Raw genomic sequence first — 13,632 nt, forward strand, 5'->3', positions numbered from 1 at the left:
AGAATATGAAAAATACGAAGACAAAGTTGATTCTAAGGTCACTTATTGCTTTAGTTCTAATCGTTTCAGGTATTACCACAAATGTGAATGCATCAAGCAGTCCTAAAGATTATACAAATGAAGCGATCTTTACCCAATTCGACGTTAATCCTAAGGGATTAATTAACAATCCAAGTCAACCTATTGAGTTTAACTTAGCGTTCAGCGATATGAACAATGGTCAAAAAGTTAAATTTAAACCAGGTGATTATTTCGAGTTAACATTACCAAGTAATGATGAGGTAAGTTTACGTTCCCTTCGTGCTATGGGTTCAAAAATGCCTGTACATGCATTTGATAAAAATGGAAAACAAATCACCCTTGGTGAGTTAACCTTTAATGGAAGTCACATTCATTTTGAATTTATGGAGGATGTACTTCAACTTGAAAACGTTACAGGTACGATTAATCTAAAATCGGTATACGATAATGCATACCGTGGTGAAGAAGATAAAATTGCGGAACTTCCAACCAATCTTGGATTGGGTTCATTGGATAAACAAATGATTACAATCTCACAACCTGGAACCCCTACAGGTGTTGAACCAAGTCCAATCTTTTACTGGAAAACCGGAACATTCTCAACAGAAGTTCACGGCGATATGAACTGGTGGTTAAACATCAACAGTCCTAAAGAAGCAGTGCAATCCGATGTGAAGGTAATCGATACAATTGGTGAAGGTCATAAACTGGTTGATGGATCAATCATGGTTGACGTGGAAGCCAATGGAGAACTCAAACACATCAGTGCTGAAGAATTTAATAAAGAATATGGAACAATTACTGTTGAGGGTCAAGTTCTAACGGTAATGATTCCAAGAGAAAAAGCAGCAAAAACAACATTTACCGTTACTTATGATACGCGTGCTTTTGATAAGAAACTTGAAAATTATAAAAATGCGTCAACAATTGAATATAAAGATGAATCCGGAAATCTTGTGACGGATACACCCAAACATTATACTGATACATCCGTTGTGAATATGTTTGATGATGCGACAATCGGTGGAGAAATGAAGGAAAAAGGTGTATTCCGCGTGCAAAAATTTATTAAAGATACAGATGAAGTGCTCGAAGGCGTTACCTTTGAGATTACAGATAAAGATGGCAAGAAAATAGAAGGAATTACCAATGAAGATGGTATCTTTGATTTCAATCTTGAACCCGGTAGTTATACCTTAAAAGAAATCAAAACGCGTGATGGGTTTGAGTTGGATTCAACAGAATATGAAATTGAAATGACTGAAAAATCCCAATCGAAGTCAATTTACAACGATTACCAACGAATTGATGTTGTTGCGACAAAGAAATGGGTGGGTGGTACGTCACCACGGCCTGCGGTAACATTTGATCTCTACCGTAGCGCAAACGGTGTTTCAGAACGTGTTGAAGGTGCAACCATGGAATTGGTTGATGGTCAAACAACCGCTGATTTTGGAAAACAGTTAAAATTCGACAAAGAAGGTCATGAATACACATATTTTGTTAAAGAAACAACAGATTTAGAAAACTATATCAAACATGAAAATGGACTTGAAGTAACCAATACCTATAACCTACGTGATGTAGCTGTAAACAAAGTATGGGTTGGTGGACCTGCGGTTCACCCAACCATTCAAATTCAACTTTATGCAAATGATATTGCACTTGAAAATCATCTTGAAACCTTAACATCAGGTACTGATGTGGTAACATTTAAGAATTTACCAATTCTTGACAAAGCAGGAAATGAAATCGTTTATTCCGCAAAAGAAGTCAATGTTCCGGTAGGCTATGAAATGGAACAAACGGATGCACTCACAATTACCAATCACTTTATCGTTGAGAAAATCGATATTACCGCACACAAAATCTGGGACGGTGGTCCAAGTGTTAAACCTACCATCACATTTGGGTTAGTCCGTGATGGCATTGAAATGGGAATTACGGTAGATTTAGTCAATGGTGAGGAAACAGCAGTCTTTGAGGATTTACCAAAAACAGATCCTAATGGAAAAGATTATGTTTATACCGTTATCGAACTTGATGTACCAAAAGGTTATGTTGCGGTTTACAGTGAAGACGGTTTAACCGTTACAAACTATTATGATGAACCGGTCATTGTAGATCCACACGAACCAAAAGAACCTACAAAACCTGTTGAACCTACGAAACCTGGTGAACCTTCAAAACCTGAAGTCTTGGGTGTTCGTAAAGAACAATTGCCTCAAACAGGTGTAAGTGCAAACAATGTCTTACTCTATGGTAGTTTATTATTAATCTCAGGAATCGGTATGTTTGTATTGAAACATCATCGTGAGGAAAAAGAGTAGAAGCTTCGGCTTCTTCTTTTTTTTATAAAAGCATAAAAAAAACTGGATGATTAAGTCCAGTTTTTGTATTTTACATATAAGATTTAAGAACACTCAAGATGTCTTCACGTTTAATTTTTTGTTCCGCACCAGTTTTACGTTCCTTCAGTTCGACTTCACCGTGTTCCACATCACGTCCGACGGTAATTCGTAATGGAACCCCAATGAGATCCATATCGTTAAACTTAATACCTGGACGTTGTTTACGATCATCGAGAATCACTTCCAGTCCTGCTTGGGTTAATTCTTGATATAAATCGTCTGCGAAGGCCATATGTTCTTCGTTTTTATTATTGATAACAACGATTGCTACTTGGAATGGCGCAAGATTCATGGGCCATACAATACCGTTTTCATCATTGTTTTGTTCAACAACAGCTGCAAGAGTACGACCCAGTCCAATTCCATAAGATCCCATATACACATCTTGAAGTTTGTTGTTTTGGTCTAGGTATTCAAGACCCATTGCTTTTGAATATTTTGTCCCCAGTTTAAAGGTATTTCCAACTTCAATCCCTTTTGAGAATGTAAGAACGCCTTTACCATCTGGGTTTGGATCGCCTTCTTTAACATTTGATACGTCGATAATGTGTGTTGCTTTAAAATCAGAATGATTCACATTAATGAAGTGGTGGTCATTTTCATTTGCACCCACTGTGAAATTTCGTAATCCTTCAATCATCTTATCAACAACAACATCAATTTCAAGACCTACAGGTCCTGCAAATCCGACAGAAGCACCCGTATGTTTTTGAACATTTTCAAAGTCGGCAAGTTCAACTTCCGTTGCTTTGTATAATTTCGCAAGCTTAGTTTCATTTACATCACGGTCTCCAAGAACACAAACGGCAACATATTGATCATCCAAGCGATAGATTAATGTTTTTACAAATTTTTGAACGGGTTGTTGTAAAAATGAAGCAACCTCTTCAATTGTACGTGCATTGGGCGTATAGACTTTTTCTATACTTAAGAATGGTTCATCAGATTGAATACGATTTACGTTTTCCGCAACCTCAAGGTTACTTGAATATCCTGTTTCTTCGCCAAGTACTAAGATGTCTTCACCGATATCAGTAACAGCCTGAAACTCTTCAGAGAGTAAACCACCCATAATACCTGTGTCTGCACGAACGATACGATAATCCAGTCCAACACGATTAAAGATACGTTTATACGCTTCAAACATCGCGTCATAGGACTTGTCAGCGGATTCAAGATCAGCATCAAAGGTATAGGAATCCTTCATCACAAACTCACGTACACGAATTAAACCAAAACGAGGACGTGCTTCATCTCTAAATTTCGTTTGAAATTGATAAAGGCTAAATGGCATATCTTTATACGAACGAATTTTCATTTGTGCTGCTTGCGCAAACAACTCTTCATGCGTAGGACCTAAAACAAATGGTTTTTTAAAACGGTCATCCAATTGGAACATGCTGGTACCAATAATATCACGACGTCCTGAGGCTACATAAACATCTTCAGGAATCAAGGTAGGCATGGTCATTTCCTGTGCATCGATGGCGTTCATCTCTTCACGGATAATGTTTTCGATTTTATTTTTAACTTTTAAACCAAGTGGCATATACATATATACCCCGGAAGAACTTTTTTTAATATACCCAGCTCGAACGAGTAGGTTACCACTGGTAGAATCTTCATCACGAACATCTTCCCTAATGGTATAAAAGAAACTTTTACTTAATTTCATACATTCACCTCGTAATTTTCTCATATAGTATATCACGAAACCATGAATTGTGTGTTATAATAGTGGTGCCCAAAGGGAAATATATTTCCGACACTTTGATATAAGGGAATCCGGATGTTTATGCGTGGTGTGAAAGCTAATTTATTAGAATCCTAAACCCATGACAGGATACCCACCTGTTAACACAGGGAATAATATCAACCCTTTGGGTTTTTATTTTGAATGATTAAATCGGTCCTTGTGTTTATCAAGGAATCGTTATAAAATATAGATAGATATAGGATGGTGAGAGTATGCTAACACTACTAAGTACAACAGGTTTATCAATTACTTATTTTGTTTTAGGGTTATTGGTTGGAGGTGTCGTTGCTTTCTTCTTAAGTAAGAAGTATTTTGAAAAACAATTAAAAGAAAACCCACCAATTAACGAAAAAATGATTCGTGCGATGTACATGCAAATGGGACGTAAACCGTCCGAAGCGCAAATTCGTCAGATCATGAAGTCGATGGGACAATAAAAAACACAGGCGACTGTGTTTTTTATTACGATGTGTGAATATGAGAAAACTGATACGAAAACTTGTTTTAATGATGGTGACCGTTGCCTTGGTGGTTGCGGGGGTCATCCTCTTTTTCGGATACAAAGAGTATCAATCGGTTATCCTGAAAAAACCAATTGATACGGTTTTAATCGAATTAAAAAAAGATGAAGCATATACTACAATCGATGAAATCCCTGACCTTGCTTTAAAGGCCATGGTTGCTACGGAAGACTCCCGTTTGTTTACTCGGAAATCGGTAATGGATTTGCGTGCAGTTTTACGTGCGATTGTTCATAATATTCAAAGTCGTAAACTTGTGGAAGGGGGATCAACCATTCCACAACAAGTTTCTAAAAATATATATTTTGATCATGATGCCTCTTTTGTGCGGAAAGTATCCGAATATTTTGTAACACGTGACTTACTTTTAACGTATACTAAAGAAGAAATCCTGGAGATGTATCTAAATATAATCTATTACGGTGATGGTTATTCCGGGATATACCATGCAAGCATGGGGTATTTTGAGGTCCTACCTTTCGAATTGAATGAAGGACAGGCGACGCTTTTGATGGGGTTGCCACAATCACCGTCTTATTATGCCTTGAGTTCTAATTTTGAGGCTGCGAAAGCGCGGCAACGTCATGTATTAAATCGTCTGGTTGATGCCCAAGAAATTACAGCAGAACGTGCCGAAGAAATCTATTTAATGGATGTTTATGGAGGACAATGAAATGAAAAAGAGAATGATTAGTGGTATTAAACCAACAGGACAATTAACATTAGGAAACTATATTGGCGCGTTAAAGCCTTTTGTAGCATCGCAAGATGAATACGATTTAAGTGTTTTTATCGCAAATCTACACTGTGTTACCATGCCGATTGATCCGGAAGAACTTGAGACCAATTTAAGGGATGCCTTGGCATTTTATTTGGCATGTGGTCTTGATCCGCAAAAAACAGACATCTTTCTCCAAAGTGATGTTCCTGAAATTGCGCAACTTGGTTTCTTATTATCGTGTGTTACCCCAATGGGTGAATTAAACCGTCAAACTCAATATAAAGATAAAAAAGACAGCGGTGTTTCCTTAAGTGCTGGATTTTATACGTATCCAACCTTAATGTCAGCCGATATTTTAATTCACGGTGCCGAGCTTGTACCTGTTGGTGAAGATCAAAAACAACACGTTGAGTTAGCACGTGATACAGCCGAACGTTTTAATAATCGATTTGGGGATACGTTTAAAATTCCAGAACCGGTCATTGCGAAGGTTGGAAAACGCATTATGTCCTTACAAGATCCAAGCAAGAAAATGAGTAAATCAGATCGCGAAGGGGACAAAGGGGTCATTTATTTAAAAGAAGACACTAAAAAAGCACGTAAGAAAATTATGTCAGCAGTGACGGATAGTATTGGTGTTGTGCAATATGATCCAGAACACCAACCAGGGGTTGCGAACTTACTAACCATCTATGCTTCACTGAAAGAAATCAGTATTGATGACGCCGTAAAAGTATTTGAAGGCCAACAATATGGAAGTTTTAAAAAGGCAGTCGCAGACGTTGTTTGCGCTGAATTAGAGGCGATTCAAGCACGTTATCACGAGTGTATTGAATCCAATACACTCAATGATGTTTTAGCGGAAGGCGCATCCCGTGTCCGTCCTCAAGCCCAAGCAACATTGCATGATGTGCAATCGAAATTTGGTCTTGATTGGAAACGCAACTAAGTTCGCCTAACATAAATATCAAAAAGATTCATGAATTATGACCTAGAATTATTTTCTAGGTCTTTCAAAATATACATATAAAATGTATAATTGATTAAAAGGGAGGTTTGCACATGATTGTTCTTTATTCATCTCCTGGTTGTGCGTCGTGTCGAAAAGTTCGACAATGGCTTAAAGATCGGAATTTAAAATTTATTGAAAAAAACATATTTACATCGGTTCTTAGCGAGAAAGAAATTAAACATTTACTTATGCGAAGTGAAAACGGTACGGAAGATATTATCTCGAAACGTTCAAAAGTGATGCAAGAATCACAACTTGACTTAGAGGAATTATCGATGAGTGAATTAATTACATTTATTCAACGACATCCATCCGTTTTAAAACGTCCAATCATTATGAATGATAAATCATTCTTAGTGGGGTATGATGAAGAAGAAATCGATGCATTTCTACCGCCGGAATTACGTTCGGCAAATAGACATTCGTGTGATCCAACCTGTCCAAAGTATGGGTCATGCAGCATGGCAATGAAAGATGATGAAAAATGAAAGTATTAGTAGGTTTATCTGGAGGCGTCGATAGCGCAGTCGCGGCTCATATATTAAAATCGCAAGGACATGATGTTACTTGCGCTTTTATGCGTAATTGGGATTCTTTTGCGAATAATGATATTCTGGGAAACCCAACCATTAAAGATGATATGTGTTCACAAGAAGTGGACTATGATGATGCGAAACGTGTTGCTGACCATTTGGGTTTAGAATTGCTTCGTGTGGATTACGTTAAAGAATATTGGGATCATGTGTTCTCATTTTTCTTAGCAGAAACCGAACGCGGAAATACTCCGAATCCGGACATTTTATGCAATCGTTTTGTGAAGTTTGATGCATTCTATGATTTTATGGATGCGAATGGTTTTGAAGCACTTGCGACCGGTCATTATGCCATTACACGTGATGGGAAAATGTATCGTGCCGTCGATCAAAATAAAGATCAAACGTATTTCTTAAGCCGTGTTCGTCCTGAAGTGTTACCACGGGTATTATTCCCATTAGGTTCTTTAACCAAAGACGAGGTTCGTCGTATCGCCTTAGAGTTAGATTTACCGGTAGCAACCAAAAAAGATTCTACGGGCATCTGCTTTATTGGTGAACGTCAATATCGTGATTTCCTTAAAAACTACCTTAAAGATGTGGAAGGGGATATCATCGATGTGGATACACAAAAAGTACTCGGAAAACATCAAGGTGTTATGTTCTATACAATAGGTCAACGCCATGGCTTGGACATCAGTACGGCTGTAGGCCCATGGTTTGTGGTGGGAAAAGACCTATCAACAAACCGTATCTATGTTGGAAAAGGCGCAGACCATCCAATGCTCTTTGCCGGTGCTGCCGAAATTGCGGAAATGAACTGGTTTGCGGATGAAAAAGCGGATCTTGAATGTACCGCAAAATTTAGATATCGTCAAAAAGATGTGCGAGTGCGTATTGCTTGGATTGATGCGACGCGACTCCGTGTTGAAATGATTGATGATGTGAAATCGGTAACGTTGGGTCAAGAAGCGGTATTCTACCTTGGTGAAGCTTGTCTTGGTGGTGGTCGCATTGACCGTGTTTTTGATACAAATGGAAATGAAGTCACTTATGATTCGAAATTATGATCTTGATCAGGGACGGTTTGAATTTACACCCCTGCAATTGATTCTTGTGATTATAAATTATTTTTGTGGATATCAATACCTTTACCCACGCTTAGGAGCTTGGGTTAGTGGTTCCCAAACTGTTGTGACACCTCGTGTCGCAATGTTTATCTATCTTTTTACGCTGATATCCACGGTCGCTATTGTCCATCGACAATTACGTGCAAGCTATTATTTCTTTAAACGAAACATACGTACAAATATAATTCCTGTTTTTAGGATTGCGGGTCTTTTGCTTTTATTTAATATTGCACTGGGTTTGTTGGTTCAATTAATTCTGGGAAGTGGTGTCGTAAGTGCCAATCAAGAAGCGGTCAATGAAGGGTTGCGTAATTTTCCGTATCTAAATATGTTTGCAACAATAGTGTTTGCGCCCATTGTGGAAGAGATTGTCTTTCGTGGAGCGTTTTACCAATCCTTGCGTTCTGAAAAATCATACCGATCAAGCATCGTAATTTCGTGTTTGCTCTTTGGGTTAATCCATATCTTACCCAATATGATGCTTACCGGAGATTTAACGCAATTGATTTACTTAATTCCTTATTCAGGAATGGCAATTTTTATGATTATGGCATTTGAAGTAACAGGTTCAATATGGGGAGCAATTTTTGTCCATATGTTGAACAATACCTTCGCAACATTAACTGTAATTCTACCAATGTTTTTAGGTTAGATTTGAGGTCAATATTATGGAACAAACGATTAAAGGATCTGTCGAAACATGTATATTTAAAAATGAACAATCTGGATATGGTATTTTCCGGATTGTTCTTTTCAATAGCAATCAAAAGCCAATGACCATTAAGGGGCCATTGGCGACTTTAGAGCTGGATTCATTTTATGAGTTTACAGGGGATTACGTCGAAGATCCACGTTATGGCATGCAGTTTGATGTCATTGCGTTTAAACAAATGCTTCCCCAACACCGTGATTTTATTATTCGTTTTTTAAGTGGACCCAATTTTCCCGGTATCGGTCAAAAAACGGCAACTGCAGTTGTGGATACTTATGGCGAAGATGTTTTAGATCAAATTCGTGAGGATGAGTCTTTTAAACTTGACGTTAAAGGGATTACGGAAGCGAAAGCGGAAATGATTGTTTCGGTGATTCGCAAACAAGACGCGCAAGAAGATGCGGTATCGTTTTTGCTTGCCCATGGACTTGGAAATAAGCAAATTATTAAAATAAACAAAGAATACGGTGATAATGCGATTTCAGTGATTCGTGAAAATCCTTATCGTCTTGTTTATGACGTCGATGGTATTGGATTTAAAACCGCTGATAAAGTCGCAATGTCGCTTGGTTATGCGCTGGATGATCCCTTGCGTGTTGAGGCACTGGTTCTTGACCGTTATAAAACAATTTGTTTTGGGGCGGGTGACAGTTTTATTACCAAAGATAAATTGTTTGATGGTGTGCGAATGGGGGATGCAGAGCGAGTGGAAGCGGCGTATCAAGCGCTGGTTCAAAGCGGTGAATTGGTTGAAGATGGTGATCGTCTTTACCACCGTACGCAATATGATAGTGAAGTTTATGTTACCGAAACCCTTAAGAATTTTAAATACACAGGTTATGATTTTGATCTGGATGATTTGGAATCTAAAATCGCTTCAATAGAATCTCAGCTTCGCATTGAATTTGATGATACCCAACGCGAAGCCATTGAGTCCTTTTTATGTGAAGATGTCATGATTCTCACCGGTGGTCCGGGAACGGGGAAAAGTACCTTGTTATCGGGTGTGGTCACATTACTCCAAGCAAATTGTCCATGGCTACACATTACCTTATGTGCGCCGACTGGGCGTGCCGCAAAACGCTTGGAAGAATTAACCAACGTCCAAGCCGCTACGATTCACTCTGTTCTTAAATGGGATTTGGAATCCAATAAGTTTGGTATGCATGAAGAAAACCCATTAGAAACCGATATTTTAATTATCGATGAGTTTTCAATGGTCGATACATGGCTTCTTGCTCATATCTTAAAAGCATCGGAGAGGGTAAAAAAACTGCTGTTTGTGGGTGATAAAGATCAGCTTCCATCAGTGAGCAGTGGTTTTGTGTTAGGGGATTTAATTGCATCGAAGGTATTTAAAACAATTTCCTTAGAACGAAACTACCGTCAAGAGGCCGGATCTGAAGTTATTGACTTAGCGGTTAATATGAATCAAGGTCTTCTGGATGTTTCAAATTATCATCGTGATGTCCGGTTCTTTGATAGCCGTTATGGCAGTGTCAAAGATATTGTCTTAAAGGTTGTGGATGAAGCTATGCAGCGTGGTTATGATTTAAGCGATATTCAAGTCTTAGCACCCATGTACTCAGGTCCAGCTGGGATTGATAATTTAAATCACTTCCTTCAAAAAATGTGTAATCCTGAAAGTCCTCAAAAAGCACAAATCATGTACGGGACACGGATTTTTAGAGAAGGGGATAAAATCTTACAACTTAAAAATCAACCGGATGATTTTGTATTTAATGGCGATATTGGGATGCTTGTGGAAGTTGAAGCCAAACGTTTGGTTGTTGATTTTGATGGAAACTTCGTCGAGTATGAGCCATCTTCCTATATAAACATTACCCATGCTTATGCCATGAGCGTTCATAAAGCTCAAGGGTCGGAATATCCCATTGTGATTCTTGTAGCAGTGCGAGATTTTTACCGCATGTTATCCCGTCGACTTTACTATACCGGGGCAACGCGATCTTCAAAATCACTCGTCTTGGTTGGTGAATTGGATGCCTTTCACACCGCAGTTGAAAATCACCACGAAGCCAAACGCAATACATATTTAACTGAACGCTTGCAAGAAGCATTTGAAAAGTAAGAAAAATTTGATATAATAGACGTGTCTGAGACGTGATGAATCTTAGACATGGTGGATTTAGTTTGGGAGACAAAATCTATTATGGTAGCTATAATACTACTATAAGAAAAATAACACCGCTTATAATAGGTGTTATTTTTTTATGCTTTTTCAGCGATTATTTATTTTTCTTGAGTTCATCTAAGATGTTTTCAAGTAACACAACTTCATCTGATTTTGGTGCAGGTGCCTCTTCCACAACTTTAGGTGCTTTTTTAAATTTATTCATAGCGCGGATAACCATGAAGATACATAAAGCAATGACAATAAAGTCGATTGTTGCTTGTAGGAAGTTTCCGTAACTCATGACAACGGCGGGTGTTTCACCGACTGCAGGTTTAATAACCCACTTCAAGTCCTCAAAGTTTGCGGCTCCGGTTAATAAACTAATGAGTGGTGTAAAGATATCTGCTACCAGTGACGTTACGATTTTCCCAAACGCACCCCCGATAACAACCCCAACTGCCATGTCAATCACATTCCCTTGCATTGCGAATTCTTTGAATTCTGTGATAAATTTTTTCATACTGCTCCTCCTTATTAATAATATAATTGATTTATGTGATATTTCAAAGGAATGTGATATGATTTATACGACAAAGAACAAGAAAGAAGGTCTTTTATGAGTGAATCAGTTGTAATGAAATATTTTAGAGAAATCAGTGCGATTCCTCGTGCTTCGTTTAATGAAGAAGCAATTAGTAATCACTTAGTTGATTTTGCGAAAGGATTAGGTTTAGACTACATCCAAGATGAATTATGGAATGTGATTATCTTTAAGCCGGCAACTCAAGGTTATGAAAATGCACCGACTGTAATGCTTCAATCCCATACAGATATGGTTGCGGAAAAAAACAAAGACAGTAATCATGATTTTGATGTGGATCCTATCGAACTGATTATTAAAGATGGGATGCTTTATGCTAATAATACAACGTTGGGTGCTGATGATGGTGCCGGGGTTGCGTATATGATGGCAGTTTTAGCGGACTCAGAAATGGGACATCCTGCCCTTGAATGCGTCTTTACGGTTCAAGAAGAAACGGGCTTAACGGGTGCGACTGAACTGGATACATCAATGCTTAAGTCAGAATTATGCATTGGTTTGGATGGATCGGGTGAAGTTGAAACGTATGTATCCTCATGTGGGGGTGTGCGTGCACGTCTTGCGAAGGCAGTACAATTTGAAGATATTGATTCGGATACAATTACCGTATCAATTCGTGGTCTTTTAGGTGGTCACTCAGGTGGTGAAATTGATCAAGAGCGTGGGAATGCTTCCAAGATTGCAGGAATCATTATGCGTCGTGCACTCGATCAATTTGATTTCCGTGTGGTTGCTGCAGAGGGTGGTTTAAAAATGAACGCGATCACGCGTGAACATGATTTCACCTTAGCCATGAAAGATCTTGAAGGATTTAAAGCATGGTTTAAAGAAATGGAAGCAGGCTTTAAAGAACAATATGAATTCAGTGACGCGGGTTTAAACTTTACCTTAACAGAAGGTCATACAACGCGTGCTTTATGTGAAGCAGACACACGTCGTGTTGTGGATGCACTCTTTATGCTTCCTTACGGTGTAATTCAAATGAGTAAAGCAATTGAAGGCTTGGTCATCACGTCTTCAAATATTGGGACAGTACGATTAGACGAAAACGAACTTGAAATCACCATGTCGATTCGTGCAACGCAAGCGTTTGTCTTGGATACGGTAATGCGTCAAGTTGAGTGGATTGCAGCACAAAATGATCTTGAGACCGAGTTTACGTCACGTTACCCTGGATGGAACTACGATGCGAAGTCAAAATTACGCGAACGTACAATGAGTGTTTATAAAGAACTTCGTGGTCAAGACATGGAAACTGAAGCAACACATGGTGGAATGGAACTTGGTATTTGGAAGGGTAAAATGCCTCATATCGATATTGTAAGTTTTGGTCCAATTATGTTTGATATTCATACACCGGATGAACGTTTGGATATCGCGTCGTTTGACCGTACTTATGAATTCCTAGTGGCGCTGCTTGAATCCCTTCACGATTTCAAGGCTTAGTTTCCAAATCCGAAATCGTTTACGAAATTTATGCGTAAATTTCAAACACTTAACAATTATATTTTTAAAATAATATGATAAAATTAGAGTAACTGATTGGAGGACGATATTATGTTTGGTTTGTTTAAAAAAAATAAAGAATCATACCGTTCATTTGGTACCGGTACCGTCTTAGCGCTTAAGGATGTTCCAGATCAAGTGTTCTCAACCAAAATGATGGGGGATGGCTATGCCCTTGAACTCACTGATGGTAAGGTCTATGCACCCATTAGCGGTGATGTAACTTTGGTCTTTCCTACAGGTCATGCCTTTGGCATTACGGATGCAAGTGGTGTGGAGATGTTAATTCATTTAGGAATTGATACGGTGGAACTTAATGGTAAAGGATTTAATGGTGTTGTGAAGCAAGGTGATAAGGTTACCCAAGGTGATCTGTTAACCACTGTGGATCTTGATTATATTCGTGAAAACGGAAAATCTTTAGTAAGTCCTTTTATTCTAACTTCAGGACAATCCATTACGCTTCTTAAAGAAGGGGAATCGGTAACACCCGAGTCTGAAGACATTTTCTCAATTAATGCTTAAAAGACATCTTCATGATGTCTTTTTTTCCAATTTATGAAAGAGGTGC

At 38.4% G+C, this 13,632-nt stretch carries 12 protein-coding genes and 1 other RNA gene; 11 read left to right on the forward strand and 2 right to left on the reverse strand.

The features are described 5' to 3' along the window. Positions 1 to 5 precede the first annotated feature (5 nt). Positions 6 to 2,351 carry a Cna B-type domain-containing protein gene (locus AAG186_RS03445; RefSeq protein ID WP_161636586.1) on the forward strand — a complete coding sequence of 782 codons (2,346 nt, stop codon included), beginning with the start codon at positions 6 to 8 and terminating at the stop codon, positions 2,349 to 2,351. Between the two features lie 70 nt (positions 2,352 to 2,421). Here AAG186_RS03445 and AAG186_RS03450 read toward each other — a convergent pair whose 3' ends face one another. Further along, positions 2,422 to 4,107, reverse strand: coding sequence for a proline--tRNA ligase (locus tag AAG186_RS03450; protein WP_342622007.1), 1,686 nt, complete (start codon positions 4,105 to 4,107; stop codon positions 2,422 to 2,424). Between the two features lie 63 nt (positions 4,108 to 4,170). Between AAG186_RS03450 and ssrS the strand changes: the two genes are divergently transcribed. From ssrS to AAG186_RS03490, 8 genes are all read left to right on the forward strand, one after another. Continuing rightward, positions 4,171 to 4,323, forward strand: a non-coding RNA gene (gene ssrS, locus AAG186_RS03455) — 6S RNA. A gap of 77 nt (positions 4,324 to 4,400) precedes the next feature. Further along, the gene (locus AAG186_RS03460; RefSeq protein ID WP_125164623.1) at positions 4,401 to 4,625 is read left to right on the forward strand and encodes a YneF family protein; all 225 of its coding nucleotides are present in this window, start codon (positions 4,401 to 4,403) and stop codon (positions 4,623 to 4,625) included. 40 nt (positions 4,626 to 4,665) lie between these two features. Beyond that, on the forward strand, positions 4,666 to 5,382 hold the full coding sequence (locus AAG186_RS03465) for a biosynthetic peptidoglycan transglycosylase (RefSeq protein WP_200548771.1): 717 nt from the start codon (positions 4,666 to 4,668) through the stop codon (positions 5,380 to 5,382). 1 nt (position 5,383) lies between these two features. Beyond that, positions 5,384 to 6,379 (forward strand): tryptophan--tRNA ligase, encoded by a 996-nt coding sequence (gene trpS, locus AAG186_RS03470; protein WP_161636583.1) that lies wholly within the window; start codon positions 5,384 to 5,386, stop codon positions 6,377 to 6,379. Positions 6,380 to 6,492: 113 nt separating this feature from the next. After that, positions 6,493 to 6,930 (forward strand): transcriptional regulator Spx, encoded by a 438-nt coding sequence (gene spx / locus AAG186_RS03475; RefSeq protein WP_003773302.1) that lies wholly within the window; start codon positions 6,493 to 6,495, stop codon positions 6,928 to 6,930. Continuing rightward, entirely contained in the window at positions 6,927 to 8,045 is a 1,119-nt protein-coding gene (gene mnmA, locus AAG186_RS03480) for a tRNA 2-thiouridine(34) synthase MnmA (protein WP_342622008.1), read from the forward strand. The genes spx and mnmA overlap by 4 nt, the downstream gene beginning before the upstream one ends. After that, positions 8,011 to 8,757 (forward strand): type II CAAX endopeptidase family protein, encoded by a 747-nt coding sequence (locus tag AAG186_RS03485; RefSeq protein WP_342622009.1) that lies wholly within the window; start codon positions 8,011 to 8,013, stop codon positions 8,755 to 8,757. Before mnmA ends, AAG186_RS03485 begins: the two co-directional genes overlap by 35 nt. Before the next feature lie 16 nt (positions 8,758 to 8,773). Next, positions 8,774 to 10,909 carry an ATP-dependent RecD-like DNA helicase gene (locus AAG186_RS03490; RefSeq protein ID WP_200542683.1) on the forward strand — a complete coding sequence of 712 codons (2,136 nt, stop codon included), beginning with the start codon at positions 8,774 to 8,776 and terminating at the stop codon, positions 10,907 to 10,909. Between the two features lie 157 nt (positions 10,910 to 11,066). Here the strand turns inward: AAG186_RS03490 and mscL are convergent, their stop codons facing one another. Then, the gene (gene mscL, locus AAG186_RS03495; protein WP_200542684.1) at positions 11,067 to 11,474 is read right to left on the reverse strand and encodes a large-conductance mechanosensitive channel protein MscL; all 408 of its coding nucleotides are present in this window, start codon (positions 11,472 to 11,474) and stop codon (positions 11,067 to 11,069) included. 96 nt (positions 11,475 to 11,570) lie between these two features. Here mscL and pepD point away from each other — a divergent pair, with 96 nt between their 5' ends. Both pepD and AAG186_RS03505 read left to right on the forward strand, forming a co-directional pair. Beyond that, complete coding sequence (gene pepD, locus AAG186_RS03500; RefSeq protein WP_342622010.1) at positions 11,571 to 13,001, forward strand: beta-Ala-His dipeptidase; 1,431 nt, start codon at positions 11,571 to 11,573, stop codon at positions 12,999 to 13,001. A 111-nt stretch (positions 13,002 to 13,112) separates the two neighbouring features. Next, the gene (locus AAG186_RS03505; protein ID WP_123171605.1) at positions 13,113 to 13,586 is read left to right on the forward strand and encodes a PTS glucose transporter subunit IIA; all 474 of its coding nucleotides are present in this window, start codon (positions 13,113 to 13,115) and stop codon (positions 13,584 to 13,586) included. Positions 13,587 to 13,632 lie beyond the last annotated feature (46 nt).

It is taken from the genome of Erysipelothrix sp. P66 (assembly GCF_038682365.1).
Lineage (GTDB): Bacteria > Bacillota_I > Bacilli_A > Erysipelotrichales > Erysipelotrichaceae > Erysipelothrix > Erysipelothrix piscisicarius.

Coding starts and splice junctions, on each gene's coding strand:
- AAG186_RS03445 (WP_161636586.1), top strand. CDS start 6: ATGAAAAATACGAAGACAAAGTTGATTCTAAGGTCACTTATTGCTTTA.
- AAG186_RS03450 (WP_342622007.1), bottom strand. CDS start 4,107: ATGAAATTAAGTAAAAGTTTCTTTTATACCATTAGGGAAGATGTTCGT.
- AAG186_RS03460 (WP_125164623.1), top strand. CDS start 4,401: ATGCTAACACTACTAAGTACAACAGGTTTATCAATTACTTATTTTGTT.
- AAG186_RS03465 (WP_200548771.1), top strand. CDS start 4,666: ATGAGAAAACTGATACGAAAACTTGTTTTAATGATGGTGACCGTTGCC.
- trpS (WP_161636583.1), top strand. CDS start 5,384: ATGAAAAAGAGAATGATTAGTGGTATTAAACCAACAGGACAATTAACA.
- spx (WP_003773302.1), top strand. CDS start 6,493: ATGATTGTTCTTTATTCATCTCCTGGTTGTGCGTCGTGTCGAAAAGTT.
- mnmA (WP_342622008.1), top strand. CDS start 6,927: ATGAAAGTATTAGTAGGTTTATCTGGAGGCGTCGATAGCGCAGTCGCG.
- AAG186_RS03485 (WP_342622009.1), top strand. CDS start 8,011: ATGGAAATGAAGTCACTTATGATTCGAAATTATGATCTTGATCAGGGA.
- AAG186_RS03490 (WP_200542683.1), top strand. CDS start 8,774: ATGGAACAAACGATTAAAGGATCTGTCGAAACATGTATATTTAAAAAT.
- mscL (WP_200542684.1), bottom strand. CDS start 11,474: ATGAAAAAATTTATCACAGAATTCAAAGAATTCGCAATGCAAGGGAAT.
- pepD (WP_342622010.1), top strand. CDS start 11,571: ATGAGTGAATCAGTTGTAATGAAATATTTTAGAGAAATCAGTGCGATT.
- AAG186_RS03505 (WP_123171605.1), top strand. CDS start 13,113: ATGTTTGGTTTGTTTAAAAAAAATAAAGAATCATACCGTTCATTTGGT.